The organism is Pseudomonas sp. MT92, assembly GCF_058792515.1.
Map to the genome: position 1 here is coordinate 12,105 of NZ_JBXAFA010000012.1, position 25,326 is coordinate 37,430.

Sequence of the window (25,326 nt, forward strand, 5' to 3'; positions counted from 1 at the left end):
CCACCATCCCTGTGGGAGCGGGCTTGCCCGCGATAGCGGACTGTCAGCCGACAGAAATGTTGAATGTGACGGCCTCATCGCGGGCAAGCCTGCCCCCACAAGGGATTTGTTGGAGATTCAAAGTCCGAGCAGCGACAACATGATAAACGTCGCAAACAGCACAAAATGGGTCATGCCTTCGATCGCGTTGGTCTGGCCATCGTTAAGGTTGATTGCGCTGACGATCAGGGTGATGAAGATCATCACGGTCTGAACCGGCGTCATGGCCATCTGGAACGGCTGGCCGGTGTAAAGCGCCATCGCTTCCATCACCGGCACCGTCAGGATCACCGTCGACAGCGACGCGCCCAATGCGATGTTGACCACTGCCTGCATGCGGTTGGCCAGCGCCGCGCGCAACGCGGTCAGAATCTCCGGCGCCGCGGAAATCGCCGCCACCAGGATTGCCGTTATCACCGGCGGCGCGCCTGTTCCTTCCAGGCCCAGATCGAGGGTCTTGGACATCACCTCGGCCAGTGCGCCAATCACCACCACACCGAACACCAGGATGCCGATGGACAACGTCAGGTTGATGGGTGCCGGTTCGCTTTCCAGGGGTTCCTTCTTGCGACGCTTGTCCGGATAGCTATAGCTGAAAAAATAACTGTGCGGCCCGACTTGCATGCGCAGGAACAAAGCGTACAGCAACACCATCGCGCCAATGGTGAAGGCCGAATAGAGCTTCCAGTTGGCCTCGGGAATGAACTCCGGCACCACCATCGACACCCCCATGGCGGTAAGGATCATCACGCTATAGCTGCGCGCCGAATCATCGTTGTAGGACTGTTCGCCATGTTTGAGCCCGCCCATCAACGCCGCCAGACCGAGGATGCCGTTGATATCGAGCATCACCGCCGAATAAATCGTGTCCCGCACCAGAGTCTTCGAGGCTTCGTTGCTCATCATGATCGCCAGGATCAGCACCTCCACCAGCACGGCGGCCAGGGTCAGGATCATGGTGCCGTAGGGGTCGCCGACTTTCTCCGCCAGCAACTCGGCCTGGTGAGCGACGCGCATGGAGGCAGCGACGATGAACGCGATCAGCAGCAGTCCGCCGATCAGTGCGATGGCCTGGCCGCTGTGCAGCAACCAGTGCTCCAGCGCGAAGGCAATGACTGCGGCAATCAGGGCCAGCAGCAGAAAGGTTTCTTGCTTGAGGACGGAGAGCATGTCGAGCCTTTTGCCGTGAGGAGCCGATGAGCTACTGACTGTGGAGCAGCGCTGATGGTTCGCGACACCTTAACGCACCAGTGCATTGCAGCCGTACAAGCCCATGCACTTTTTTTGGCCCTGCCGACCTCTTCGCGGGCAAGCCCGCTCCCACGGGGTTGACGGTGCTTTGGTGGAAGCGAGCTTGCTCGCGAAGGGCGTTATGCGATTCAGCGCCATTTGTTGTCTTGTTGGTCAGCAATTTGCATTGACCCTGCCAACCACACAACAACATGGAGTTCCAATTCATGCACAAGCGTCCGTTGAAGAAGCTGCTTTGCGCCATTACGGCGGCCATCGGTCTGAGCGCCAGCCTGTCCGCCAGTGCCACCGACCCGCTGAAAGTCGGCTTCGTCTATATCGGTCCGATCGGTGACCACGGCTGGACGTATCAGCATGAACAGGGACGCAAGGCACTCGCGGAAAAATTCGGTCCGCAGATCACCACCAACTACGTGGAGAACGTCGCCGAAGGTGCCGACGCCGAACGGGTGATCCGCAACATGGCCAAGGACAAGTACGACCTGATCTTCACCACCTCCTTCGGCTACATGAACCCGACGCTGAAAGTCGCCAGACAATTTCCCAACGTGACCTTCGAACACGCCACCGGCTACAAGCAGGACAAGAACCTCGGCACCTACCTGGCGCGCACCTACGAGGGTCGCTACGTCGGCGGCTTCCTCGCGGCGAAGATGACCAAGACCAAGAAGATCGGCTACGTCGCATCGTTCCCGATCCCGGAAGTGATTCGCGACATCAACGCCATTCAACTGGCCCTGAACAAGTACAACCCCGGTACCGAAATCAAGGTGGTGTGGGTCAATTCCTGGTTCGATCCGGGCAAGGAAGCCGATGCCGCCAACGCACTGATCGACCAGGGCGTGGACGTGGTGTTCCAGCACACCGACAGCCCGGCACCGATCCAGGCCGCCGAGCGGCGTGGCGTGTATGCCGTCGGCTACGCCTCGGACATGGCGCACTTCGGGCCCAAAGCGGTGCTGACGTCCATCGTCAATGACTGGGCCCCGCACTACATTCAGGCAACCCAGAGCGTGATCGACCATGCCTGGAAATCCCAGGATTACTGGGGCGGATTGAAAGAAGGCACGGTTGAACTGCCAATCAGCGACCTGGTGCCGGCGCCGGTGAAAGCCGAGGCCGAGCAGATCATTGCCGACATCAAGAGCGGTGCGTTGCACCCCTTCAGCGGGCCGATCAAGGATCAGGCCGGTGTCGAGAAAATCCCGGCGGGCGTGAGCGCGACCAATGCGGAGCTGGCGTCGATGAATTACTACGTGGAAGGCATGAAGGCCGAGATGCCGAAGTAAACCAACGATCAACACAAACCCTGTGGGAGCGGGCTTGCCCGCGATAGCAGACATTCAGTCAACAGAGATGCAGGATGTGCTGACGTCATCGCGGGCAAGCCCGCTCCCACAGGCTCCCCAGCGTTTCCCGTTTGCGTACTTCTCAGGACAATCGCATGACCAGCCGTCCCATCATCGACATCGCCCCGCTCTACAGCGACAACCAGAACGCCTGGTCTGAGGTGGCAACGCAAATCGACCACGCCTGCCGCGAATGGGGCTTTTTCTATATCAAGGGCCATCCGATCAGCGCCGCACGGATCGACGCCGTACTCGACAGCGCCAGGCGTTTCTTCGCTCAACCTGCCGCCGAAAAGCTCAAGATCGACATCACCCAGACCCGCCACCATCGCGGTTATGGCGCCATCGCCACCGAGCAGCTTGACCCGAGCAAACCCAGCGACCTCAAAGAGACCTTCGACATGGGTTTGCACCTGCCCGCCGACCATCCCGAGGTACTGGCGGAAAAACCCCTGCGTGGCCCGAATCGTCATCCGTCAGTGCCAGGCTGGGAAGCACTGATGGAGCAGCACTACCTCGACATGCAGGCCCTCGCGCAAACGCTGTTGCGGGCGATGACCCTGGCGCTGGGGATCGAACGCGACTTTTTCGATACGCGCTTCAACGAACCCGTCAGTGTTTTGCGGATGATCCATTACCCGCCGCGCCACACGGCCAGTTCCGCCGAACAACAAGGTGCCGGTGCGCACACCGATTACGGCTGCATCACCCTGCTCTATCAAGATGCCGCCGGCGGCCTGCAAGTCCGGAACGTAAAAGGCGAATGGATTGAGGCGCCCCCCATCGAAGGCACGTTCGTGGTCAATCTGGGCGACATGATGGCGCGCTGGAGCAATGACCGTTACCTGTCGACGCCACACCGGGTGATCAGCCCGCTGGGCGTGGATCGCTATTCGATGCCGTTCTTCGCCGAGCCACACCCCGACACGCGCATCGAATGCCTGCCCGGCTGCCAGGATGAGCTGCGCCCGGCGAAATATCCGACCACTACCTGTGCTGAATTCCTGCTCTCGCGCTTCGCCGATACCTACGCCTATCGACGGGAACAGCAAACGGTGTGATGAACCCCTCGGTCAGGTTTTACCAATTATTGCAGCGAGCACCTGTAGAATGGCGACCATTGCACCTGATGAGAACAGACTATGTACGACTGGCTGAACGCCCTGCCCAAGGCGGAACTGCACCTGCACCTTGAGGGTTCGCTGGAACCCGAGCTGCTGTTCGCCCTGGCTGAACGCAACAAGATCGCCCTGCCGTGGAGCGACGTCGATACCTTGCGCAAGGCCTACGCCTTCAACAACCTGCAAGAGTTCCTCGACCTGTATTACCAGGGCGCCGACGTGTTGCGCACCTCCCAGGATTTCTACGACCTGACCTGGGCCTACCTGTTGCGTTGCAAGGCGCAGAACGTGATTCACACCGAACCGTTCTTCGACCCACAGACCCACACCGACCGTGGCATTCCATTCGAAGTGGTGCTCAACGGCATCGCCGCCGCGTTGAAGGACGGTGAACAGCAACTGGGGATCACCAGCGGTTTGATCCTGAGTTTCCTGCGTCACCTGAGCGAAGAACAAGCACAGAAGACCCTCGACCAGGCACTGCCATTCCGTGACGCATTCGTCGCCGTCGGCCTGGACAGTTCCGAGATGGGCCACCCGCCGAGCAAGTTCCAGCGCGTGTTCGATCGTGCCCGCGGCGAAGGCTTCCTCACCGTCGCCCACGCGGGTGAAGAAGGCCCACCCGAGTACATCTGGGAAGCCCTCGACCTGCTGAAAATCCAGCGCATCGACCATGGCGTGCGCGCCATCGAAGACGAACGCCTGATGCAACGCATCATCGATGAGCAAATCCCGCTGACCGTGTGCCCGTTGTCGAACACCAAGCTCCGCGTGTTCGATCACATGTCGCAGCACAACATTCTCGACATGCTCGAGCGTGGCGTGAAAGTGACCGTGAATTCGGATGACCCGGCGTACTTCGGCGGTTACGTCACCGAAAACTTCCATGCGTTGTACACCGATCTGGGCATGACCCAGGACCAGGCCAAGCGGTTGGCGCAGAACAGCCTGGATGCACGCCTGGTAAAACCGTAACCACACCGTAAAGCCAATGTGGGAGCGCGCTTGTTCGCTCCCACAGGGTCAGCATTTAGCCGATGGACACCGGCTCGCTCAATTCCTCCAGGGTCTTGCCCCGCGTCTCCATCCCGAAGACCCAGACCACCAGCGCCGCCACCGCAAAACACAACGCCCCCAGGGCGAACACCCCGCCCTGCCCCGTTATCGGGAACACCAGCCCGGTCACCAGAGGCCCGAGCAGCGAACCCACGCGACCAATCGCCGAGGCAAAACCCGAGCCGGTGGCCCGCGCCGATGTCGGGTACAGCTCCGGCGTGTAGGTATAGAGCACCGCCCACATGCCGAACAGGAAAAACTGCATCAGCAACCCCGAGGCGATCAGCAGGCTGACGTTGCCGCCAAACACCGCACTCTGCCCATAAAGAAACGCCATCACCCCGCCCCCGAGCAGCGTCACGACGCACACCGGCTTACGTCCCCAGCACTCCACCAGCCAGGCCGCCATCAGGAAACCGGGAATCCCGCCAAGGGAAATCAACACCGTGTAGTACACCGACTGAGTCACGGCAAAACCCGATTGTTGCAGCAAGGCACTGAGCCAGGAGGTCAGGCCATAGAAGCCGAGCAAGGCGAAGAACCAGACGCTCCAGATCATCATCGTGCGCTGGCGATACAGCGGCGACCAGATCTGCCTCAGTGCCGAAAAAAAGTTGCCCGGTTGACTGGCCACCTGCGGCAGGCGAATCGGCTCGGGCAAGTGCGAATGGCCCAATGACGTCCTGACCCGCTCCTCGATGCGCCGCAATACCGTATCCGCCGCCTCATGGTGACCGGCCTGTTCCAGCCAGCGCGGTGACTCGGGAATGAAAAAGCGGATCGCCAGGACGAACACCGCCGGCACCGCCAACACCAGAAAAATATCCCGCCAACCAATCACCGGCAGCAGGAAGTAGGAAAGCACCCCGGCCGCGACGAAGCCAAGCGGCCAGAAACCGTCCATCAAGGCGATGTAGCGTCCGCGCCGTTTGGCCGGAATCAGTTCGGACAGCATCGACTGAGCAATGGGAAACTCCATGCCCATGCCGATCCCCAAGAGGACTCGGAACAACGTCAGTGTCTCTACCGTTTGCGCCGTGGAACACAGGTAGCTGGCGAGCCCCCACAACACGATGCTCCACTGGAACACCGGCTTACGCCCGAAGCGATCGGCCAGCATTCCGGACAGAGAGGCGCCCACCACCATTCCGAAAAAGCTCGAACTGGCCAGCAGCCCGGCCTGCGCGGTGCTCAGGCCGAACTCGGCTTTGATGGAACCGAGCAGGAACGTCATCATCGCCAGGTCCATGGAGTCGAAGAAAAACGCCAGGGCGATAATGATGAAAATGACGCGGTGATAACCGCTGATGGGCAGTCGTTCCAGACGTTCTGCCGCGCTGTAGCTTCGTGTGTCCATACCGCATCCCCCAATCCAGGAAGTCCCCGGTTCGAGTGTGCGTGATAGCCATGCTGGGTAATTGCTGGATGCGACCTGTCCAGGCTTCTGAACGACGTCTGGCGCCCCAACCCCAGACGTCAGCCTGAAAAAGCCCTAGAGCGCCAGTTCCAGCTCGGTTTCCTTGGCAAAGCGGTGAATTTCACGCTGCCCGGCGGCGGTAATCTGCAAGGCCCGCGAATCGTTGGCCAGGCTCAACCAACCTGATTGCATGAACAGCTGCAACAACGCAGCCCCCAATGAGCCGCCCAGGTGAGCGCGTCTTTCGCTCCAGTCCGGGCATGCGCACGCGACCCGCCCGTTGCGATGGGCCAGTGCCTGGATGTAGACACCACGAGCCGCCAGCTCCGTGGAACCCTTGAACGTGATCGTGACACGCTGATCGAACTGTTCGATCCAGCCTGAATCCAGTAACCGCTGATAAAGGTCAGCGGCCAGTGTGCCGCCCAAATGATCATCGCAAAGCCGGGCACGCAACAATGGCGAACGGGTCGGCAGCGATTTGGCCAGGGGCGCGGTGCGTTTGAAAATGTCAGGGATATTCTGTGGCGTGCTGGCAATCGTCGCACTGGCCAGGGCTTCGATCGCCGCTCCGATTTCAGGGGCGGCCAGGCGAAAGAAACGCTTGCGCCCGCGAGGCTCGACCTTCAACAGACCTCCGGCGGACAAACGCCCCAGATGCGCACTGGCCGAAGAGGGTGACAGACCTGCCAACAACGCCAACTCTTCGGTCTGTCGTGCCGAGCCGTCCATCAAGGCCCACATCATTGCGCTGCGCTTTGGGTCAGCCAGCAAGGTGGCTATCTGGCTGATGCAAGGTGCATGTTCCATGTATTCACTCCCTGTTGAATCGTTTCGTCTACTGCTCACGGGACATCTTGAGCAGTAATGTGTCGTCGGCCAAGACGCGATAACCGCCATTCACCGGACAAAACCATCGCTCACTCAAGCCCTCACCGGACAAGGGTTGCAGAGGGCAAACGACGGGATATGGGGCAAGGTCGGCTCCAGCGAGGCCTCGCCATTCGGATCGACGGTGCAGACATGAGGCGAGCGCTAGTATAGGCGGGTTAGCGCCTGGTTCCTGCCCTCCGCGAAGCGTTGGTGGTGATAGTTCCTGAGGGAAATTTCGCTTTTTTACTGCGATTAATGATCGATGCCCGCCAACCCCGGAAAATGACTGCTCAACCGCGCACATCGGCTGGCCAACATTTCTCGCAAAAGCTTCACTGGCTTACTCAGTTGGGCGCGATGGGCGCACAGCAGATTCAGCGGTGCGCGCTCGCAGAGCAGCTCGGGCATCAGCACCTTCAAACGGCCGGCGATTACATCGGCCGCCACGTCAAGCCAGGACTTGTAGGCGATGCCTGCCCCCGCCACCGCCCACAAACGCACCACATCGGCATCGTCACTGAAACGATCGCCACTGACCGTCAGGCTGATCTCGCGCTTGCCATCATGGAAACTCCAGTGGTCGTGGACGCGGCTGCCGAGCATGAACAGCAGGCAATTGTGTTGGGCCAGTTGCTCCAGTTGCCGCGGCTCACCATGCCGGGCCAGATAGTCCGGTGAAGCGCAGAGGACTCGCCGGTTCTGCGGGGCGATGGGCAATGCCACCAGGCTGGAGTCTTCCGGCTCGCCATAACGCAGGGCAATGTCCACCGGCTGCCGAAACAGATCGGCGATACGGTCGCCCAGCAACAGGCGCACCGTGAGTTTCGGGTGCTCGCGCTGGAACTCATCGAGCCAGGGCAGCAACAGGTTGCGACCGAAATCCGACGGTGCCGACAACTGCAACACGCCGCTGACCTGGTCCTGTCCGCTGGCCAACAAACGCCGACCCTCGTCGAGATTGCTCAGGGCCGCCCGGGCGTATTCGAGAAAACCTTCGCCCTCGGCGGTCAGCCGCAGGCTGCGCGTGGAGCGCGCCAACAGGCGGGCGCCGAGCTGCTGTTCGATGCGTTTCAAGGCGGCACTGGCCACCGCCGCCGACATGTCCATACCCCGCGCGGCCGCCGACAGACTGCCCAGGTCCGCCGCCCGGACAAACAACTGCAAGTCATCGAAACGCAGCATGTGAAGCCTCTATTATCAAAAAAATATTGAAAGAGACTGCTCTTTTAGCGGGTTTTATCTTCAGTAGAAATAGCCAATCATCTCTCCATCGAAATCACCCCGTTCCCGGAGTCGAAGATGTCCCAGCCTTTTACCGCTATCGCCACCCTCATCGCCAAACCCGGCCAGCAGGACGCCCTCGAACAGCACTTGCGGGCGCTGGTGGAGCCGACCCGTGCCGAGGCGGGTTGCGGGCAATACGATCTGCATCAGGACCTGGCCAATCCACTGGCCTTCTACATGATCGAGCGCTGGAGCAGCGATGAAGCCCTGCAAGCCCATGACGCCAGTGCTCATATCCAGCACTTCCGCGCCAGGGCCGGGGATTTTCTCGAACACTTCGAACTCAAGCGCCTGCAAGCCCTCGCCTGAATCTTTCTTCTATTAGTTAACGGAGTCCTCCATGAAAGCCATCGCCTATTACGCCTCCCTGCCAATCAGCGACGAAAAATCCCTGCAAGACATCGAACTGCCGGAGCCTGTCGCCGGGCCCCGCGACCTGTTGGTAGAAGTCAAAGCCATATCGGTCAACCCGGTGGACACCAAGGTCCGCCAGAACGTCCAGCCTGAGGGCGGCGCGGCCAAGGTGCTGGGCTGGGACGTGGCCGGTGTGGTCAAAGCCGTTGGCAGCGAAGTGACCCTGTTCAAGACCGGCGACAAAGTGTTCTACGCAGGCTCCATCGCCCGCGCCGGTGGTAACAGCGAACTGCACGTGGTGGATGAACGGATCGTCGGCCACATGCCCAAAACCCTGGGATTCGCCGAAGCGGCCGCCCTGCCGCTGACCGCCATCACGGCGTGGGAACTGCTCTTCGAACGCCTGCAAGTACGCGAGGGCAACGTCGATGAAGGCCAGAGCCTGCTGATCGTCGGCGCAGCCGGCGGTGTCGGCTCGATCCTCACGCAACTGGCGAAACAACTCACTGGCCTGAACGTCATCGGCACCGCTTCGCGTCCGCAAACCCAAAGCTGGGTGAAAGCCTTGGGCGCCGACCTGGTGGTCGATCACAGCCAGCCGCTGAGCGAAGCACTCAAACACGCCGGTATCGAACACGTGACCCACGTTGCCAGCCTGACCCAGACCGATCACCACCTGGATCAACTGGTCGAGGCATTGGCGCCGCAAGGCAAGCTGGCACTGATCGATGACCCGAAAACCCTCGACGTGACCAAGCTCAAGCGCAAGAGCCTGTCACTGCACTGGGAGTTCATGTACACCCGCTCACTGTTCGAAACCGCCGACATGATCGAGCAGCACAATCTGCTCAATCGCGTGGCCCGGTTAATTGATGCCGGGACGCTGAAAACCACGGTTGGCGAACACTTCGGCACAATCAACGCGACGAATTTGCGCCGAGCCCATGCGCTGCTCGAGAGCGGAAAGTCCAAGGGCAAGATTGTGCTGGAAGGCTTCTAGGCCGACGGCTTCGGTGTCGCCCCGAGCACGGGCGACACCGTCAGTCAGAAGCTTGATCCTTGTCACAATTGCGATCGTATTCAGGACTACAATCGACACCTCTGTGAGACACATTTTTATCTGAGGAGGTCAGTAATGAAGATCCTGATAAAAGAATTGGCAAAGTCCCAGTGGCAAGTTCGTCTGGACCAACATGCGGTGACTTTTCGCAGCGAAGCCGAAGCACGCGCCTTCACCAACACGCTTGAAGCGCGCTTGCAGGCCCCCCATCAAATTCCCGACCGTCAGCAGCGAGCTGCCGGCTGAGTCCGCCCTCAGACCTGGGCTTGCACCAACGCCCGGGCATTCTGCAAGCGTCGGGTAAGCATCGCCGCGCTCACCACCAGAATGCCGCACAGGCTGATGACCAAGGCCATCGGCATCGCGCTGCCGTCGTGTAAAACCCCCACCAGCGCGGAAGCTCCGGCGGCCACACTGAATTGCAGGCAACCGAGCATCGCCGAGGCGCTGCCGGCGCGGGCGCCCTGGCCGTTCATCGCGCAGGCCGAGGCGTTGGGCAGGATGCAACCCAGGCTGGCGATGCAGACAAACAGCGGAATCAACAACGGCCAAAGCTGAGCGGTATGCAGCGCACTGACGGCGAGCAACGCCAGGCCGGCGCCAAGGTAGATCCACACCGTGCGCGCCAGCAGGAACGCCGGGCCACGCCGGGCCAACAGCCGTGCATTGACCTGGGCCACCAGAATGAAACCCGCCGCATTGGCCCCGAAAAACCAGCCAAAATGTTCAGCCGGAACACCATAAAGTTTGATGAAGACGAATGGCGAACCGGCGATGTAGGAAAACATCCCGGCGATGGCGATACCACCGGTCAGCGCGTGGCCGAGATACACCGGATCCTTCAACAGCCGTCCATACTGGCGCAACGCCCCCGACAAGGGTTGGCGCGGCAAATGGGCGGGCATGCTTTCCGGCAATCCAAGGGCCACGGCCAGACCGGCCAACGCGCTGAAACCGGTCAGCACCAGGAAGATCGACTGCCAACCCGCGGTGTTGACCAGCACGCCGCCGAGCATCGGCGCAAGAATCGGCGCCAGCCCCATGACCAGCATCAACTGCGAAAAAACTTTCGCCGACCCTACTGCATCGCATTTGTCGCTGACCACCGCCCGTGAGATCACCATCCCCGCACACCCGCCCAGCGCCTGGACGAAACGCGCGCCGATGAGCCAATCGAGGTCCGGCGCATAGGCGCAGGCCAGAGAGGCAGCGGTGAACAGCCCGACGCCGATCAACAGGGGAATGCGTCGCCCAAAGCGATCCGCCACCGGGCCATAGGCCAATTGACCGATGGACAGGCCAAAGAAGTATGCCGCCAGCGTCAGCTGCACATGTTGCTCATCGGTAGCAAAGGCAAGCGCCATGGCCGGAAAGGCCGGCAAGTAAAAATCGATCGCCAGCGGACCGAACGCGCTCAAGGCGCCGAGAATGAGGATTGTGCGCAGGTTCATCAGGCATCCAGTTGGGCAGAGTCAGCAGCCCGACAGTCTAGCCGTGCATGGATGCCTTGAACATTCAGATAGCTCGCTAACTATTAAAAAATCAGGCTAACTTGACGTCATAACCTTCTTCGCTGATCGCCGCGATCACCTGCTCGGCGCTCAGCGAACTTTCGACGCCCACTTCTTTCGCCGCCAGATCGACCCGCACACTGGCGGCCGCATCCCTGGCCTGTACCGCAGCCGTGATGGCTTTGACGCAATGGCCGCAGGACATGCCTTCAACATTGAATACTTGCATGGGACAACTCCTTGAATAAGGTTTTTTAAACAGGCGACGCGCAGTGTCGAGCTTGCCATCATGGCAAGGTCAAGTTCTGAAATAATCTGCCGGGCTGGCAATCGGCGTCGCGCTCGGCCAAGCTGCGTCCATCTATGACTCGATCTCAGGAGATTCAGCCATGCGCTGGTCAGCTTTCAGCCTGTTTGGCTTTCTCAGCCTTTTCGCCGCCATGCCCTCGGCCAATGCTGCCGGGGAGGACTATGGTGTGCTGATCATTTCCCGCGAACGGCTGGAAGTGTCGACCAACTGCGAGATTGGCGTTTACATCCAGGATCAGTTGTCGGCGCGGTTGTTCCAGGAGCAAAGCACTTCGTTCAATCTGCCGCCGGGCAATGTCTCGCTGCGCCTGAAACTGCTGCCCGGCCAGGCACCTGGCTGCAATCCGGGCATGTTGGCGCCGGGCTCGCAAAACATCACGCTTCGGGCCGGGGACGTGCTGAAGTTCAGGATTGCGATGACACAGGAAGGGATGTACCTCAAACAAGCGGCGCTCGAGTACTGATCAGCACCTGATGTGGGAGCGAGCTCCCACTATTTACGGTGGTAGTTTTTCGATTCGCGCTTGACCTTACCCGCATGGCAAGGTTGATCCTGTGGGTATCCACTACAGGGAGCGTGCCCCATGTCCGAATCCATTACCTACGATCTGCCCATTGCCGGCATGACCTGCGCCAGTTGCGCCGGGCGTGTCGAACGCGCCTTGAGCAAAGTCGTTGGCGCCACGGCTGTCAGCGTCAACCTGGCCACTGAGCAGGCCCGTGTTCAAGCACCCGCCGACAGCCTGCCGGCCTTGATGGAGGCCGTGCAAAACGCCGGCTACAGCGTGCCGCAGCACAGCCTGGAATTGAGCATCGACGGCATGACCTGCGCCTCTTGCGTCGGTCGCGTCGAACGGGCGCTGAACAAAGTACCCGGCGTGAAGAGCGTCAGCGTCAACCTGGCCAACGAACGGGCCCACCTCGAACTGCTCGGCCAGATCGATCCGCAAACCCTGCTCGCCGCCGTGACCAAAGCCGGATACAGCGCCAGCGTCTGGGAGGCCGAACAGCCACAAACCGACCGCCAGCACACTCGCCTGCACGGCGAGCGCTGGGCCTTGCTCGCGGCCATCGCCCTCGCCTTGCCGTTGGTACTGCCAATGCTGCTGCAACCGTTCGGCGTGCACTGGATGCTCCCGGCCTGGGTGCAATTTGCACTGGCCACGCCAGTGCAGTTCATCTTTGGCGCGCGCTTTTATGTCGCGGCCTGGAAAGCCGTACGTGCCGGGGCCGGCAACATGGATTTGCTGGTCGCCCTGGGCACCAGCGCCGGTTATGGCTTGAGTCTGTATGAATGGGCCACTGCCGCCGGACGCATGCCGCACCTGTATTTCGAAGCCTCGGCGGTGGTGATCGCCTTGGTGCTCTTGGGTAAATACCTGGAAAGTCGTGCCAAACGCCAGACCGCCAGCGCCATTCGCGCCCTCGAAGCACTGCGCCCCGAGCGTGCCATTCAAATCGTCGACGGTCGTGAGCAGGAAGTTGCCATCAGCGCCTTGCGCCTCAATGACCTGGTGCTGGTCAAACCCGGCGAACGTTTCCCGGTGGACGGTGCGGTGGTCGAAGGCCAGAGCCATGCCGACGAAGCGCTGATCAGCGGCGAGAGCCTGCCGGTGCCGAAACAGCCTGGCGACAAAGTCACCGGCGGCGCGATCAATGGCGAAGGCCGGTTGCTGGTTCGCACTCAGGCGCTCGGTGCAGAAACCGTATTGGCGCGCATCATCCGTCTGGTGGAAGACGCTCAAGCGGCGAAAGCACCGATCCAGAAACTGGTGGATAAAGTCAGCCAGGTATTCGTGCCGGTGGTTTTGCTCATGGCCGTGGCGACGCTGATCGGCTGGTGGCTGTACGGTGCACCGATGGAAACCGCGTTGATCAACGCCGTGGCGGTGCTGGTGATCGCTTGCCCATGCGCCCTCGGACTGGCGACACCGACGGCGATCATGGCCGGCACCGGGGTCGCGGCGCGCTACGGGATTCTGATCAAGGACGCTGAAGCGCTGGAGCGAGCCCATGAAGTCAGCGCGGTGGTGTTCGACAAGACCGGCACCCTGACCTCGGGCGCTCCGCGTATCGCCCATTTGAGCGCCATCGACGGCGACGAAGCCGCGCTGCTGCAAATGGCCGGCGCCCTGCAACGCGGCAGTGAACACCCGCTGGCCAAAGCGGTACTGGATGCCTGCAGCGAACGGGGCCTGACCGTGGCCGATGTCGGCGACAGCCAGTCCCTGACCGGACGCGGCATTGCCGGCAGCCTTGACGGGCGGCGGCTGGCCCTGGGCAATCGGCGGTTGCTGGAAGAAAGCGGCTTGAGCGCTGGCCCCTTGGCCGAATCGGCAAGCGCCTGGGAAACCGAAGGCCGGACCTTGTCCTGGCTCATCGAGCAAAGCCCGGAGCCACGAATGCTGGGCCTGTTCGCTTTTGGTGACACCCTAAAGCCCGGCGCACTGCAAGCGGTGCAACAACTGAGCGCACGGCACATCAGCAGTCACTTGCTGACCGGTGACAACCGTGGCAGCGCCAAAGTAGTGGCCGAAGCACTGGGCATCACCGATGTGCATGCCGAGGTGCTGCCTGCCGACAAAGCCGCCACGGTCACCGCGCTGAAGAAGACCGGCGTGGTGGCGATGGTCGGTGATGGCATCAACGACGCACCGGCGCTGGCCGCCGCTGACATTGGCATCGCCATGGGTGGCGGCACCGACGTAGCCATGCACGCCGCCGGCATCACCCTGATGCGCGGCGATCCACGATTGGTGCCCGCCGCGCTGGACATCAGCCGCAAGACTTACGCGAAGATCCGGCAAAACCTGTTCTGGGCATTCGTCTACAACTTGATTGGCATTCCATTGGCGGCGTTCGGCTTCCTCAACCCGGTGCTGGCCGGCGCGGCCATGGCGTTGTCGAGTGTCAGCGTCGTGAGTAACGCGCTGCTGTTGAAAACCTGGAAACCCAAGGACCTGGAGGACAACCGATGAACATCGGCCAAGCAGCGCGCCACAGTGGCCTGAGCGCCAAGATGATCCGGTATTACGAGTCAATCGGCCTGCTCAAGGCCGCCCATCGCACCGACAGCGGTTATCGGATCTACAGTGACGACGATTTGCATACCCTGGCGTTTATCAAGCGCTCTCGGGATTTAGGGTTTTCCCTGGAAGAAGTCGGCAAATTGCTGGCCCTCTGGCAAGACCGCCAGCGCGCCAGCGCCGATGTCAAAGCCCTGGCCCGTCAGCATATCGAGGAGCTGAATCAGAAGATCCGAGAACTGGGCCAGTTGCGCGATACCCTCCAGGACCTGGTTGAGCATTGCCAAGGGGATCACCGGCCGGACTGTCCGATTCTCAAGAACCTGGAATCGGGGTGCTGTGCTGAACCTGTTTCTGCCTGACACCTTGATGCTGAATGTACTGACGCCTTCGCGGGCAAGCCCGCGAAGGCGGACGATCAGGCGACATCCATATTGAATCTGTAACCCTAAAAAAAGCCGGCCGAAGCCGGGTTTTTCTTTAGCCGATCACTGCATCCACGGCGGAGGTGGTTCTTCGGCCTTGCCCGGTGGCGCGTCATCAGCGGCACGTGCAGCCTGCTTGCGCTCTTCATCCAGGCGTGCGGCCTCGATCTCGCGCATGATGCCGCCCACGTCAGCCAACTCTTCCGGTTCGTCGAACTCACCGGTCAAGACGCTCGCCGGGTGCAAGGTGCCGGCCTCGTACAAGGCCCACATTTCCTTGGCGTACCGGGTCTTTTTCAACTCCGGCGCGAAACGCCCGAAGTAGGACGCCATGTTGCCCACGTCCCGCTCCAGCATGCTGAACGCGTGGTTGTTGCCCGCTGCGTCCACCGCTTGGGGCAGGTCGATGATCACCGGACCGGTCGGGGTCAGCAATACGTTGAACTCCGACAGGTCACCGTGCACCAGACCGGTACACAGCATCAGCACAATCTGCGAAATCAGAAACGCGTGATACTCGCGTGCCTGGTCCGGTTCCAGCACCACGTCGTTCAGACGCGGCGCGGCATCACCGTACTCGTCGGCCACCAGCTCCATCAGCAGCACGCCTTCGAGGAAGTCGTACGGCTTGGGCACTCGCACACCGGCATTGGCCAGACGGAACAGCGCCGCCACTTCGGCGTTCTGCCAGGCATCCTCGGTTTCCTTGCGGCCGAACTTGGAGCCCTTGGCCATGGCCCGGGCCTGACGGCTGTTGCGCACCTTGCGGCCTTCCTGGTACTCGGCCGCCTGACGAAAACTACGTTTATTCGCCTCCTTGTAGACCTTCGCGCAACGTAACTGGTTACCGCAGCGCACCACATAAACAGCTGCTTCTTTACCACTCATGAGTGGGCGCAGCACTTCGTCGACCAGACCGTCTTCGATCAGGGGTTCAATGCGTTTTGGAGTCTTCATCAGCTTTTATTGTGGGTCCTTTATTACCAAACACGCGAAAGTCATTCGTTATACGGCAATCCTCTCCTTGACGGGAGGGGTTGCCGACCTATGAACGCTGCCGTTGCACACAATGTGCCGAAAAACCTGACAATTTCCGCCGATGTTCATCGACCGCCAAGAATCATAGCCGAGCCCGCAGCACTTGTTGGAGAAGGGATGCAAGGGGATTGACGACAAAATCCGACATACCGGCCGACCTTTTTCGTAGGATTTTTTTCCAACAGCCCTCAATTTCCTACGAAAGCAGCCGAAGTCATCAGTAACAAAGCGAATTGTCCGACGCTCGTTTCGATAGAAGACGACGACTTCCCCAGGAACGGGATCAACAACTCAGTTTATGTCTGCCATTAAATTCCGCGAGTCCTCTGCACTACGTGGGTTACAACAAAATATGGAGCGCGGATGAATATCAAACAGAAGTTGACGTGGGCGTTTGCAATCATCGCCTGCTTGCCCGTGGTACTGGTCGCCACCCTTGTGGTGCTGAACCTGCGCAGCGATGCCAAGGACAATTTCATCGACGGCAGCGGCCGCGAGATTCGTCAGGTCAGCAACGCCATGCAGCTGTTTTTCGACGGCATCAGCCAGAACGTCGAGTACCTGGCCAACCAGCCCTTGGTCAAGACAGCCGACGCCAGCGTGAAAAGCCGCGTCAGCGCTGACGCCGCGAAAATTCCAGACACCGAGATCGACACCAAGCTGTTTGATTTGTTTGCGGCCCTGGCCGCCAGCCATCCGGCTTACTCCTACGTGTCCTACGGCCTGGCCAGTGGTGGCTATGCGTTCTGGCCTGGCGACGCCAAAATGGCCAACTACGATCCGCGCGTTCGTCCCTGGTACAAAACGGCGATGGCCAACCCGGGCAAGACTGTGCGCACCGAAGCCTATTACTGGGCTGGCGATGACGCCGTGCTGGTGAGTACCGTGCGCGCCGTGGCCAACCAACTGGGTGCCCAGGGTGGCGTGGTCAACATCGACGTGTCGCTCAAGCAGCTCACCGAAATCGTCAAACAGATCAAACTGGGTGAGTCCGGCTACCTGATGCTGATGGAAAACAACGGCACCGTGCTGGTGGACCCGAAACAACCGGAGCATAACTTCAAAGCCCTGAGCAGCCTCGGCGACGGTTACGCGCAATTGGCCAAGGCCGGTAAAGGTCTGGTCGAAGTCGAGCTCAACGGCGAGCGCTACATGGCCAACGTCTGGCCGTCGGAGCAATTGGGCTGGACCTTCATCGGCCTGATCAAGCAAAGCGAAGTCATGAGTGCGGCAACCCAACTGACCTGGTTGATCGCCATCATCGCCGCTGTGCTGGCGGTGCTCTTCGCCGTCGTCGGCGCCAGTTTCGCCAGCCTTATCGTGCGCCCGATCCGCAGCGTGGCCAGCGGACTGGAAGGCATCGCCCAGGGTGAAGGCGACCTGACCCAGAACCTGCAAATCCGTGGTCGCGATGAAACCGCGCAACTGGCCAACTGGTTCAACCAGTTCCTGGCCGCGATCCGCAACCTGATTCAGAGCATTGGCGGCGCCGCGAGCAAAATCCTCGACACCTCCAAGAGCTCGACGCAGGTTTCCCACGACATGGCCGAAGCGGCCGGTCGTCAACGTGAAGCCGTGGACATGGTGTCCACCGCGTTCCACGAAATGGTCGCCACCGCCAACGAAGTGGCCCGCTCTTGCAGCCAGGCCGCCGAATCGGCCGACAGTGGCCAGCGCCAGGCCCGCGAAGGCCAGCAACAGATTGACGCCGCAGTGACCAGCGTCGATCGCCTGAGCCAGGAAATCGAACAGTCGGCCCAGTCGATGCAACAGCTGGAGCGCGACAGCAACGACATTCAGTCGATTCTCGGGACCATTCGTTCGATTGCCGAGCAGACCAACCTGTTGGCGTTGAACGCCGCCATCGAGGCCGCACGCGCCGGTGAACAAGGCCGTGGTTTCGCGGTGGTCGCCGACGAAGTGCGAGCCCTGGCCAAACGCACGGCCGACTCCACGGCGGAAATCGACGGGCTGCTGGGCAACCTGGCCAAACGCACCAGCCAAGTGACCCAGCAGATGCATGCGAGCCTGGAAGTGTCGCAGCAATCGGTCATACGCATCGGTGAAGCGCGCAGCAGCTTCGGGCAGATTCGCGAGTCGGTGGACGTGATCCGCGACATGAACACCCAGATCGCCACGGCGGCCGAGCAACAGCATCAAGTGGCCGAAGACATCAACCGGCACATCAGCCACATCCATGGCGATGCGCAGTTGGTGGCGGAGCTGGCGAACTCGGCGCGCCTGGATTCCCAGAGCCTGGCCGGGTTGTCGAATGAGCTGGACGGGTTGGTGCGCCGCTTCCGCACCTGACCGAAGACCGCTGCGCGGTCGATCGCTGGCAAGCCAGCTCCCACAGGTTCGTGTCGTACCCAATATCGGGAATGACGCGACCTCTGTGGGAGCTGGCTTGCCAGCAAAGGCTTCATCACTGCCTAAACAACTCTCCCGGCGTAAACCCGAACAGGTTTTTGAACGCCGCAATGAACGCTGACGTCGAGTCATACCCGCATGCCAGCGCAGCGTTGGTCACGCTGTCGCCCTCCTCCAGCAAGCTCAGCGATGACAACAGCCGCATGCGCTGACGCCAGCCACGGAAACTCAAGCCCGTTTCGCGCTGAAACAAGCGCATCAGGGTTTTCTCCGAAATGCCCAAGCGCTCAGCCCACGCCTGCAAAGTCACGTTGAGCTCGGGATTTTCGATCAGTTCGTTGCACAACCCCAGCAACCGTTCATGCCGAGGCAACGGCAGGGAAAACCCGACTTCCGGCAACGTTGCCAATTGATCCAGCAGCACACTCACCAGCCGCGCCTGCGGGCTATCGCCCTGCGGATACTCCACCGGCAGCAGGCAAAAACTCTTGATCAGTTCACGGGCCAGCGGCGTCACTTCCAGCACCCGGCAACGCCCGTCCGCCCACTGGCAATCCTCGCGACGCACGTAGAGGCTGCGCATCTCGGCGCGCATCGAGGTCACCACCTGATGCTCAAGATCCGCCGGAATCCAGATCCCCCACTGGGGCGGCGCGAAAAAACTGCCTTCAGCAGTGTGTACGCCGAGTACGCCACTGATCGCGTAGGAAAACTGCACCCAGTCGTGGCGATGGGACGCCGTCCATGAACCGGCATTGAGGCTCTCCACCCGTGCATACAGCGGACGCGGCAACGCCTTGAGGGGAGGAATGCTGCGTTCGAGGGTGACTTGTCCGTTAGTCGGCATTGACTGACCTTATGTTGCGAGACGGCTGATGGGGCCGACGTTAGGCCATGTCACACATCGATTCAACACCGGTGGCCCATTGTGGGAGCGGGCTTGCCCGCGATAGCGGTGTGTCAGGCAACAGAGATGTTGAATGTGCGGGCCCCATCGCGGGCAAGCCCGCTCCCACAGGTCTTTCGCTGCCTTCAAAAATCAGCGCTCGATGATGGCGGTGACGCCCTGCCCTCCCGCAGCACAGATCGAGATCAGGCCCCGGCCTTTGCCTGCCGCCGCCAACAACTTCGCCAGGTTGGCCACGATGCGCCCGCCCGTCGCCGCAAACGGATGCCCGGCCGCCAGCGAGCTGCCTTTGACGTTGAGCCGGCTGCGATCGATCGACCCCAAAGGCGCATCGAGGCCCAGGCAGGTCTTGCAATAGTCCGGGTCCTCCCAGGCCTTCAAGGTGCAAAGCACTTGCGCGGCGAAGGCTTCGTGGATTTCGTAGTAATCGAAGTCCTGCAAGGTCAGGCCGTTGCGCGCCAGCAGGCGCGGCACCGCATACACCGGTGCCATCAACAGCCCTTCGGCGCCGTTGACGAAGTCCACCGCCGCCGCCTCGCCGTCGCGCAGGTAGGCCAGAATGGGCAAGCCACGTTCCTTCGCCCACGCTTCGCTGCCCAGCAGCACCAGTGACGCGCCATCGGTCAGCGGCGTGGAGTTGCCCGCCGTCAGCGTGCCCCTGGCACTTTTTTCATAGGCCGGTTTGAGTGAGGCCAGCTTTTCCAGCGTCGAATCCGCACGCAGGTTGTTGTCGCGGGTGAGGCCGAGGAACGGCGTCATCAAATCGTTGTGCCAGCCTTCCGTATAGGACGCAGCCAGTTTCTGATGACTCTCCAGGGCCAGTTGATCCTGTGCTTCGCGGGGGATGTTCCAGGTCTGTGCCATCAGCTCGCAGTGTTGTCCCATGGACAAACCGGTACGCGGTTCGCCGTTGCGCGGAAACTCGGGGATCAGATCGCGGGGCCGCAACTGCAGGAAGGTTTTCAGTTTGTCGCCGGTGGTTTTGGCGCGGTTGGCTTGCAGCAGAATCTTGCGCAGGCCTTCACTGACACTGATCGGCGCGTCAGACGTGGTGTCGACCCCGCCGGCAATGCCACAGTCGATCTGGCCCAAGGCAATCTTGTTCGCCACCAGCAACGCCGCTTCCAGTCCGGTGCCGCAGGCTTGCTGGATGTCATAGGCCGGGGTCGTGGGTGACAGCCGCGAGCCGAGCACGCATTCGCGGGTCAGGTTCATGTCTCGCGACAGCTTGAGCACCGCCCCGGCAACCACCTCCCCGATGCGCAGGCCATGCAGGTTGTAGCGCTCGATCAAGCCTTCGAGGGCAGCCGTGAGCATGGCCTGGTTACTGGCGGTGGCGTATGCACCGTTGGAGCGGGCGAAGGGAATCCGGTTACCGCCGATGATCGCGACGCGGCGCAGCTGAGTCATGAAAAGCTCCTGGTGAAAAATCCAATGTAAACACCGGCCTCTGTGGGAGCGGGCTTGCCCGCGATGGTGTGTCAGCTACATTGATTTCGACTGACACCCCATCGCGAGCAAGCTCGCTCCTACAGTTTGAACAAGCGTAGGCCTTATCTCGTGGATCGAACGACTGATCGCCATTCATGGTCCACACTTTGAACCTCAGCTGCTGGAGCGCGTTCCATGTCTGACCGCTATATCGACTTCGCCAATTCCTCCATCGGCCATCGTCTGGTCGGGGCCTTGGGCCTGCCTTCGCCGGTGCGCCTGGAGCGTTGGCAAGCGGGCCGCTTGCGTCCTATCGAAGGCGCATTGCTGATCGGCGGCGGGCCGCTGGCGGAAAACGTCAGCGCCTTCGCCAATCGACTGACCGATGCCATCTACAGCTACGCCACCGATCCTTCGCTGGCCACGGCGTGGATTCCCGGCCATGGCCCGAAACTCAAGGCCGTGGTGTTCGATGCCACTCACCTGGTGCAGACCGATCAGCTCAAACAGCTGCGCGAGTTCTTCCAGCCCTTGATGAAGAACCTCGACCACTGCGCGCACCTGGTCATTCTCGGGCGTGAGCCTCAGACCTTGAGCGACCCGTTCGCCGCCAGTGCCCAACGGGCGATTGAGGGGTTCAGTCGTTCGCTGGCCAAGGAGCTGCGCAGCGGCGGCACCTTGCAGCTGATCCACGTCGGCGAAGGCGCTGAAGATCAACTGGAAGGCCCGCTGCGGTTTTTCCTTTCGCCGAAAAGCGCCTTCGTCTCCGGGCAAGTCATTCGCCTGAACGCCTGCGACACCCCGGTGACCGACTGGACCCGTCCGCTGTCCGGGCGCAAGGCGCTGGTCACCGGCGCGGCGCGGGGCATTGGTGCTTCCATCGCCGAAACCCTGGCCCGCGACGGCGCCGACGTCATTCTGCTCGACGTGCCACCCGCCAAAACCGATCTCGACGCCCTCGCCGCACGCCTGGGCGGGCGCAGCATCACCCTCGACATCTGCGCCGAAGACGCCGCCACGCAACTGGTCGAAGCGCTACCCGACGGCATCGATATCGTGGTGCACAACGCCGGCATCACCCGCGACAAAACCCTGGCCAACATGACCCCGGAATTCTGGGACGCCGTACTCGCGGTCAACCTCAATGCCCCGCAAGTCCTGACCAAGGCCTTGCTCGATAACGGCACCTTGCGTGACCACGGCCGGGTCATCCTGCTGGCGTCGATCAGCGGTATCGCCGGCAATCGCGGACAAACCAACTATGCGGCGAGCAAGGCCGGGCTGATCGGCCTGGCGCAGGCCTGGGCGCCGCTGTTGCAGGCCAGGGGCATCAGCATCAATGCCGTGGCACCGGGGTTTATCGAAACCCAGATGACCGCACACATTCCCTTCGGCCTGCGCGAAGCCGGGCGACGCATGAGTTCCCTGGGCCAGGGCGGCCTGCCTCAAGACGTCGCCGAAGCGGTGGCGTGGCTGGCGCAGCCGGGCACGGGCGCATTCACCGGGCAGGCCTTGCGCGTCTGTGGGCAAAGCGTTTTGGGGGCATAGGCATGATCACTGACTGGCACACACTCAACCGCGAGCCGAGCCTGCCGGGGCTCTATCTACGCGCGGCGACGCGACGCAAAATCAGCGGCACCACCCTGCCCGATGCCGGTTTGCGCTGCTGGGTCAATGTCGATCCGCAACGCCTGGCGGCCTATCGCAAGGTCTGCGGGTTCGCCGACGATGGTTTGCTGCCACCGACTTATCCGCACATCCTCGCGTTCGCCTTGCAGATGCAATTGCTGACCGCCCATGACTTTCCGTTTCCGTTGCTGGGGCTGATTCATCTGAGCAATCGCATTCGCGTACTGCGACCCCTGGGCGGGGTCAATCGGGTCCGGGTCAGCGTGCAAGTGCAGAACCTGCAACCCCACGCCAAGGGTGCGACCTTCGACCTGGTGACCACCCTCGACGATCAACTCGGGTCGCTGTGGGAAGCTGAAAGCCGGATGCTCTGTCGCGGCGTCAAGCTTGAGGGTGATCCCGTCGAGCAGGTGTTGGCCTCGACACTGCCGCTGAGCGAAGTCGCGCACTGGAAAGCACCCGCAGATATCGGCCGGCAGTACGCCAAGGTGTCCGGCGACTACAACCCGATTCACCTGAGTGCCGTCAGCGCCAAACTGTTCGGGTTTCCTTCGGCCATCGCCCATGGTTTGTGGAACAAGGCGCGCACCCTGGCCGCGCTGGCCGATCACCTGTCGACGGCAAACCTCGAGATCACGGTGCAATTCCAGAAACCGGTACGCCTGCCCAGCGAGGTGACGTTGCTCGCCAGTGCGGCGGGGTCGAGTGGCGATCTGCGCTTGATCGGCGCCGGAGAGCTGGAGCACATGATTGGGCATTGGCGGCCGCTTGCCTGACAACGCCTGAAGAAGACGCAGTGCTGGCGAAGGATATTGCAGGGAGTCGTGTTCTACTGGCTGCCTTCGCGGGTCAGCCAGCCGTCAACGGATCGCCAGACCCAGACAGCGACATTCAGGGATAAACCAACTGAAGCCGCGGCAGTGGAAACAGGTTGTTCAACGTCTCCAACAGCCGTACGTGATAGATCGGCTTGCGAAACAGGTCCAGCACCTGCAACCGCAACATGTCACTCACGTCCTCCATGCCCGCATGCCCGGACATCACAATCACCGGCAAATGCTGGCGCGACGTATGCTCGCGCAAGCGCTTGATCAACGACATGCCACTCTCTTCCGGCATGCGCAGGTCGGTGATGACCAGTGCAATATCCGGATGGAGGGTCAAATGCTGCAACGCCAGTTTGACCGACGTCGCGGTAAAGCAAATAAAGCCTTCGCCCTCCAGCCACTCGGCCAACTCAAGTAACGCCTCTTCCTCGTCGTCGACCAGTAGAAGTTGCTGGCGCGAAAGCACAGGAGCGTTCATAGGAGACACCTGGAGTGGGTTAGCGCTGACATTAATATCGTTTTTTCAATATTGGGAAGTTGCGGGGTGATTCAACTTCCACCCAAAGCTACCGAAATTTTTCCAAAGATAGCCTTGATCGTATCGCCCATACCCCCGCTGAGATTGGCAATCACCACCGCCACCATCGCCGCCACAATGGCGTACTCAATACCCGAAGCCCCTTCGGTATCTTTGGCCAGACTTTTATAGAAAGCGATCTCGGATTTGATCTTCTGAACAACCTTGGCAACAGACATGACGTTCTCCTTGATGACCACGGGTGTTGCATCGACGCAACATGATTCCCCTATGCCAGCACCAGCATTGTCGGCATTTCCCCGGTCAACAACTGTAAGAACGCATTAATACAAAAGTATTAGTCACTTAGTTGGCGTCAAATAACCTGACATTTCAGCTTAATCATTCACTTTTATCAGATATTTCCGTGCCGGTAATGGCATTTTGCACTAGCTGCGCTAGGGTCAAATAGCGAAATAGTTCAATGTTCATAGCTGCCTTATTGCAAATTTTTCTCGTTCTCTGACACGGATTTTTGCGCAGCAGGAAAGGGAGAGCCGTCATGAACAGTCGTGCCATTCTGGGCCTTGCCGGACTGTCTCTGGTGGGCGCTGTCATTGCCGGTTACTGGGGTTTCACCCTGAGCCGGCAACCGGCTGCCGCACCTGTGGTTGCACAGACCGGGATCGTCACTCCGGCAGCCGCCACTCCCCAGGCAGCGGCACCACAGGAAGAAGACACCCGCCAACCCGTCGTCGTGCTGCTGCATGACGTCGCGCCGTTCGTGCAAATCACTGCCGCCGACGTGGCCGTGGAAAAACTCCGCACCGCCCCTGCCGGCAGCCTCACCCGTCTCGATCAAGCGATCGGTCGCACGCCCTGGCGCAGCCTGCGTGCCGGAACCTGGCTCAGTGACGAAAGCTTCGAAGCCGGCAGCAAACTGGCGCGGATGATTCGTTCTGACGAACGCGCGCTCGCCGTATCCGTGGACGAAGTCATCAATGCCGGCGGCCAACTGGCACCGGGGGACTATGTCGATGTCTTGCTGTTTTTGCGCATGGACGCCATCAATCCCCAACCCTCCGCACAACTGGTGGTTCCGGCATTGCGCGTGCTGGGGGTGGGCGAACAGTTGGGCCTGACCAACGATGGCCAACCCACCAACCCGGCCTACAGCAATGATGAAAAGCTCAAGCAGGAACAACAGCGCGCCAACGCCCGTACCGTACTGCTCGCCGTTCCCGCGCCACTGTTGAGTCGCCTGCTCCTCGCCACCCAGGCCGGGGTGTTGCGCCTGGCCGTTCGCAGTGCGGATGAGAAACGCCTGGCCCGTTATTGGGCCGGCGAGCGCGATTCTTCGGCCAACCTCGCCAACGCCAATCGCGAGTTGATCCAGTTCAATCAACTGGCCATGACAGCACCACCCAAACCCGTCGTCGCCAGTGTCCCCGTCGCACCGAGAAAATCGGGCGTGGAAGTCATTCGCGGCAATGAACTCACTCAACAGACCCCCTGAATCGAGCAAGGACGCC

At 61.0% G+C, this 25,326-nt stretch carries 24 protein-coding genes; 13 read left to right on the plus strand and 11 right to left on the minus strand.

Going from position 1 to position 25,326, the window contains the following annotated elements; all coding sequences use genetic code 11:
* Nucleotides 1-117: 117 nt before the first annotated feature.
* Nucleotides 118-1,209 carry a calcium:cation antiporter gene (locus AC1Q6D_RS21535; protein ID WP_103403224.1) on the minus strand — a complete coding sequence of 364 codons (1,092 nt, stop codon included), beginning with the start codon at nt 1,207-1,209 and terminating at the stop codon, nt 118-120.
* A 287-nt stretch (nt 1,210-1,496) separates the two neighbouring features.
* Between AC1Q6D_RS21535 and AC1Q6D_RS21540 the strand changes: the two genes are divergently transcribed.
* The 3 genes from AC1Q6D_RS21540 (at nt 1,497) to AC1Q6D_RS21550 (ending at nt 4,735) form a co-directional block, all read left to right on the plus strand.
* Nucleotides 1,497-2,579: a BMP family ABC transporter substrate-binding protein gene (locus tag AC1Q6D_RS21540; protein WP_103403225.1), complete on the plus strand. Its 1,083-nt coding sequence runs from the start codon at nt 1,497-1,499 to the stop codon at nt 2,577-2,579.
* A 155-nt stretch (nt 2,580-2,734) separates the two neighbouring features.
* Nucleotides 2,735-3,700: a 2-oxoglutarate and iron-dependent oxygenase domain-containing protein gene (locus AC1Q6D_RS21545; protein ID WP_103403226.1), complete on the plus strand. Its 966-nt coding sequence runs from the start codon at nt 2,735-2,737 to the stop codon at nt 3,698-3,700.
* Nucleotides 3,701-3,781: 81 nt separating this feature from the next.
* A complete protein-coding gene (locus AC1Q6D_RS21550) occupies nt 3,782-4,735 on the plus strand; it encodes an adenosine deaminase (protein WP_103403227.1) in 954 nt (317 codons plus the stop codon).
* A 55-nt stretch (nt 4,736-4,790) separates the two neighbouring features.
* On the opposite strand, the gene AC1Q6D_RS21555 is transcribed toward AC1Q6D_RS21550, so the two are convergent.
* The 3 genes from AC1Q6D_RS21555 to vimR all read right to left on the minus strand — a co-directional run bounded on the left by AC1Q6D_RS21555 (nt 4,791) and on the right by vimR (nt 8,288).
* Complete coding sequence (locus AC1Q6D_RS21555; protein WP_103403228.1) at nt 4,791-6,173, minus strand: MFS transporter; 1,383 nt, start codon at nt 6,171-6,173, stop codon at nt 4,791-4,793.
* 135 nt (nt 6,174-6,308) lie between these two features.
* Nucleotides 6,309-7,043, minus strand: coding sequence for an ArsR/SmtB family transcription factor (locus AC1Q6D_RS21560; protein ID WP_103403229.1), 735 nt, complete (start codon nt 7,041-7,043; stop codon nt 6,309-6,311).
* A 315-nt stretch (nt 7,044-7,358) separates the two neighbouring features.
* A complete protein-coding gene (gene vimR / locus AC1Q6D_RS21565; RefSeq protein ID WP_103403230.1) occupies nt 7,359-8,288 on the minus strand; it encodes a transcription regulator VimR in 930 nt (309 codons plus the stop codon).
* A gap of 117 nt (nt 8,289-8,405) precedes the next feature.
* Between vimR and AC1Q6D_RS21570 the strand changes: the two genes are divergently transcribed.
* From AC1Q6D_RS21570 to AC1Q6D_RS21580, 3 genes are all read left to right on the plus strand, one after another.
* Nucleotides 8,406-8,699 (plus strand): putative quinol monooxygenase, encoded by a 294-nt coding sequence (locus AC1Q6D_RS21570; RefSeq protein ID WP_047537098.1) that lies wholly within the window; start codon nt 8,406-8,408, stop codon nt 8,697-8,699.
* Between the two features lie 31 nt (nt 8,700-8,730).
* Nucleotides 8,731-9,744, plus strand: a complete 1,014-nt coding sequence (locus tag AC1Q6D_RS21575) for a zinc-binding alcohol dehydrogenase family protein (RefSeq protein WP_103403231.1) — start codon at nt 8,731-8,733, stop codon at nt 9,742-9,744.
* A gap of 135 nt (nt 9,745-9,879) precedes the next feature.
* Nucleotides 9,880-10,050, plus strand: a complete 171-nt coding sequence (locus AC1Q6D_RS21580) for a hypothetical protein (RefSeq protein WP_167361795.1) — start codon at nt 9,880-9,882, stop codon at nt 10,048-10,050.
* 8 nt (nt 10,051-10,058) lie between these two features.
* Here AC1Q6D_RS21580 and AC1Q6D_RS21585 read toward each other — a convergent pair whose 3' ends face one another.
* Entirely contained in the window at nt 10,059-11,255 is a 1,197-nt protein-coding gene (locus tag AC1Q6D_RS21585; RefSeq protein WP_047537092.1) for a multidrug effflux MFS transporter, read from the minus strand.
* Nucleotides 11,256-11,346: 91 nt separating this feature from the next.
* Nucleotides 11,347-11,544 carry a cation transporter gene (locus AC1Q6D_RS21590; protein WP_047537090.1) on the minus strand — a complete coding sequence of 66 codons (198 nt, stop codon included), beginning with the start codon at nt 11,542-11,544 and terminating at the stop codon, nt 11,347-11,349.
* Between the two features lie 160 nt (nt 11,545-11,704).
* On the opposite strand from AC1Q6D_RS21590, the gene AC1Q6D_RS21595 reads away from it, so the two are divergent.
* The 3 genes from AC1Q6D_RS21595 to cueR all read left to right on the plus strand — a co-directional run bounded on the left by AC1Q6D_RS21595 (nt 11,705) and on the right by cueR (nt 15,012).
* Nucleotides 11,705-12,088, plus strand: a complete 384-nt coding sequence (locus tag AC1Q6D_RS21595; RefSeq protein WP_047537087.1) for a hypothetical protein — start codon at nt 11,705-11,707, stop codon at nt 12,086-12,088.
* A 120-nt stretch (nt 12,089-12,208) separates the two neighbouring features.
* Nucleotides 12,209-14,602, plus strand: coding sequence for a heavy metal translocating P-type ATPase (locus AC1Q6D_RS21600; protein ID WP_103403232.1), 2,394 nt, complete (start codon nt 12,209-12,211; stop codon nt 14,600-14,602).
* On the plus strand, nt 14,599-15,012 hold the full coding sequence (gene cueR / locus AC1Q6D_RS21605; RefSeq protein ID WP_090465209.1) for a Cu(I)-responsive transcriptional regulator: 414 nt from the start codon (nt 14,599-14,601) through the stop codon (nt 15,010-15,012). The genes AC1Q6D_RS21600 and cueR overlap by 4 nt, the downstream gene beginning before the upstream one ends.
* 126 nt (nt 15,013-15,138) lie before the next feature.
* Here cueR and AC1Q6D_RS21610 read toward each other — a convergent pair whose 3' ends face one another.
* On the minus strand, nt 15,139-16,032 hold the full coding sequence (locus AC1Q6D_RS21610) for a PA4780 family RIO1-like protein kinase (RefSeq protein WP_103403233.1): 894 nt from the start codon (nt 16,030-16,032) through the stop codon (nt 15,139-15,141).
* 444 nt (nt 16,033-16,476) lie between these two features.
* On the opposite strand from AC1Q6D_RS21610, the gene AC1Q6D_RS21615 reads away from it, so the two are divergent.
* Nucleotides 16,477-18,423 carry a methyl-accepting chemotaxis protein gene (locus AC1Q6D_RS21615; RefSeq protein ID WP_103403234.1) on the plus strand — a complete coding sequence of 649 codons (1,947 nt, stop codon included), beginning with the start codon at nt 16,477-16,479 and terminating at the stop codon, nt 18,421-18,423.
* Nucleotides 18,424-18,538: 115 nt separating this feature from the next.
* Here the strand turns inward: AC1Q6D_RS21615 and AC1Q6D_RS21620 are convergent, their stop codons facing one another.
* The gene (locus AC1Q6D_RS21620) at nt 18,539-19,330 is read right to left on the minus strand and encodes an AraC family transcriptional regulator (protein ID WP_103403235.1); all 792 of its coding nucleotides are present in this window, start codon (nt 19,328-19,330) and stop codon (nt 18,539-18,541) included.
* Between the two features lie 192 nt (nt 19,331-19,522).
* Nucleotides 19,523-20,800 carry an acetyl-CoA C-acetyltransferase gene (locus AC1Q6D_RS21625; protein WP_103403236.1) on the minus strand — a complete coding sequence of 426 codons (1,278 nt, stop codon included), beginning with the start codon at nt 20,798-20,800 and terminating at the stop codon, nt 19,523-19,525.
* A gap of 216 nt (nt 20,801-21,016) precedes the next feature.
* On the opposite strand from AC1Q6D_RS21625, the gene AC1Q6D_RS21630 reads away from it, so the two are divergent.
* Together AC1Q6D_RS21630 and AC1Q6D_RS21635 are read left to right on the plus strand one after the other, a co-directional pair.
* Entirely contained in the window at nt 21,017-22,369 is a 1,353-nt protein-coding gene (locus AC1Q6D_RS21630) for a 3-oxoacyl-ACP reductase (protein WP_103403238.1), read from the plus strand.
* A gap of 2 nt (nt 22,370-22,371) precedes the next feature.
* Nucleotides 22,372-23,226 (plus strand): MaoC family dehydratase, encoded by an 855-nt coding sequence (locus AC1Q6D_RS21635; RefSeq protein WP_103403239.1) that lies wholly within the window; start codon nt 22,372-22,374, stop codon nt 23,224-23,226.
* 115 nt (nt 23,227-23,341) lie between these two features.
* Here AC1Q6D_RS21635 and AC1Q6D_RS21640 read toward each other — a convergent pair whose 3' ends face one another.
* The gene (locus AC1Q6D_RS21640) at nt 23,342-23,755 is read right to left on the minus strand and encodes a response regulator (RefSeq protein ID WP_047537065.1); all 414 of its coding nucleotides are present in this window, start codon (nt 23,753-23,755) and stop codon (nt 23,342-23,344) included.
* Nucleotides 23,756-23,826: 71 nt separating this feature from the next.
* Nucleotides 23,827-24,033: a Flp family type IVb pilin gene (locus AC1Q6D_RS21645; protein ID WP_103403240.1), complete on the minus strand. Its 207-nt coding sequence runs from the start codon at nt 24,031-24,033 to the stop codon at nt 23,827-23,829.
* Nucleotides 24,034-24,356: 323 nt separating this feature from the next.
* Here AC1Q6D_RS21645 and cpaB point away from each other — a divergent pair, with 323 nt between their 5' ends.
* On the plus strand, nt 24,357-25,310 hold the full coding sequence (cpaB, locus tag AC1Q6D_RS21650; RefSeq protein ID WP_103403241.1) for a Flp pilus assembly protein CpaB: 954 nt from the start codon (nt 24,357-24,359) through the stop codon (nt 25,308-25,310).
* Nucleotides 25,311-25,326 lie beyond the last annotated feature (16 nt).

What these genes read in the sequence shown, in the direction of transcription:
- AC1Q6D_RS21640 (WP_047537065.1), bottom strand. Translation starts at nt 23,755, where the DNA reads ATGAACGCTCCTGTGCTTTCGCGCCAGCAACTTCTACTGGTCGACGAC.
- AC1Q6D_RS21585 (WP_047537092.1), bottom strand. Translation starts at nt 11,255, where the DNA reads ATGAACCTGCGCACAATCCTCATTCTCGGCGCCTTGAGCGCGTTCGGT.
- AC1Q6D_RS21615 (WP_103403234.1), top strand. Translation starts at nt 16,477, where the DNA reads ATGAATATCAAACAGAAGTTGACGTGGGCGTTTGCAATCATCGCCTGC.
- AC1Q6D_RS21575 (WP_103403231.1), top strand. Translation starts at nt 8,731, where the DNA reads ATGAAAGCCATCGCCTATTACGCCTCCCTGCCAATCAGCGACGAAAAA.
- AC1Q6D_RS21630 (WP_103403238.1), top strand. Translation starts at nt 21,017, where the DNA reads ATGTCTGACCGCTATATCGACTTCGCCAATTCCTCCATCGGCCATCGT.
- AC1Q6D_RS21545 (WP_103403226.1), top strand. Translation starts at nt 2,735, where the DNA reads ATGACCAGCCGTCCCATCATCGACATCGCCCCGCTCTACAGCGACAAC.
- AC1Q6D_RS21600 (WP_103403232.1), top strand. Translation starts at nt 12,209, where the DNA reads ATGTCCGAATCCATTACCTACGATCTGCCCATTGCCGGCATGACCTGC.
- AC1Q6D_RS21570 (WP_047537098.1), top strand. Translation starts at nt 8,406, where the DNA reads ATGTCCCAGCCTTTTACCGCTATCGCCACCCTCATCGCCAAACCCGGC.
- AC1Q6D_RS21625 (WP_103403236.1), bottom strand. Translation starts at nt 20,800, where the DNA reads ATGACTCAGCTGCGCCGCGTCGCGATCATCGGCGGTAACCGGATTCCC.
- AC1Q6D_RS21560 (WP_103403229.1), bottom strand. Translation starts at nt 7,043, where the DNA reads ATGGAACATGCACCTTGCATCAGCCAGATAGCCACCTTGCTGGCTGAC.
- AC1Q6D_RS21540 (WP_103403225.1), top strand. Translation starts at nt 1,497, where the DNA reads ATGCACAAGCGTCCGTTGAAGAAGCTGCTTTGCGCCATTACGGCGGCC.
- vimR (WP_103403230.1), bottom strand. Translation starts at nt 8,288, where the DNA reads ATGCTGCGTTTCGATGACTTGCAGTTGTTTGTCCGGGCGGCGGACCTG.
- AC1Q6D_RS21580 (WP_167361795.1), top strand. Translation starts at nt 9,880, where the DNA reads ATGAAGATCCTGATAAAAGAATTGGCAAAGTCCCAGTGGCAAGTTCGT.
- AC1Q6D_RS21645 (WP_103403240.1), bottom strand. Translation starts at nt 24,033, where the DNA reads ATGTCTGTTGCCAAGGTTGTTCAGAAGATCAAATCCGAGATCGCTTTC.
- AC1Q6D_RS21620 (WP_103403235.1), bottom strand. Translation starts at nt 19,330, where the DNA reads ATGCCGACTAACGGACAAGTCACCCTCGAACGCAGCATTCCTCCCCTC.
- AC1Q6D_RS21550 (WP_103403227.1), top strand. Translation starts at nt 3,782, where the DNA reads ATGTACGACTGGCTGAACGCCCTGCCCAAGGCGGAACTGCACCTGCAC.
- AC1Q6D_RS21535 (WP_103403224.1), bottom strand. Translation starts at nt 1,209, where the DNA reads ATGCTCTCCGTCCTCAAGCAAGAAACCTTTCTGCTGCTGGCCCTGATT.
- AC1Q6D_RS21610 (WP_103403233.1), bottom strand. Translation starts at nt 16,032, where the DNA reads ATGAAGACTCCAAAACGCATTGAACCCCTGATCGAAGACGGTCTGGTC.
- cpaB (WP_103403241.1), top strand. Translation starts at nt 24,357, where the DNA reads ATGAACAGTCGTGCCATTCTGGGCCTTGCCGGACTGTCTCTGGTGGGC.
- AC1Q6D_RS21555 (WP_103403228.1), bottom strand. Translation starts at nt 6,173, where the DNA reads ATGGACACACGAAGCTACAGCGCGGCAGAACGTCTGGAACGACTGCCC.
- AC1Q6D_RS21595 (WP_047537087.1), top strand. Translation starts at nt 11,705, where the DNA reads ATGCGCTGGTCAGCTTTCAGCCTGTTTGGCTTTCTCAGCCTTTTCGCC.
- AC1Q6D_RS21635 (WP_103403239.1), top strand. Translation starts at nt 22,372, where the DNA reads ATGATCACTGACTGGCACACACTCAACCGCGAGCCGAGCCTGCCGGGG.
- AC1Q6D_RS21590 (WP_047537090.1), bottom strand. Translation starts at nt 11,544, where the DNA reads ATGCAAGTATTCAATGTTGAAGGCATGTCCTGCGGCCATTGCGTCAAA.
- cueR (WP_090465209.1), top strand. Translation starts at nt 14,599, where the DNA reads ATGAACATCGGCCAAGCAGCGCGCCACAGTGGCCTGAGCGCCAAGATG.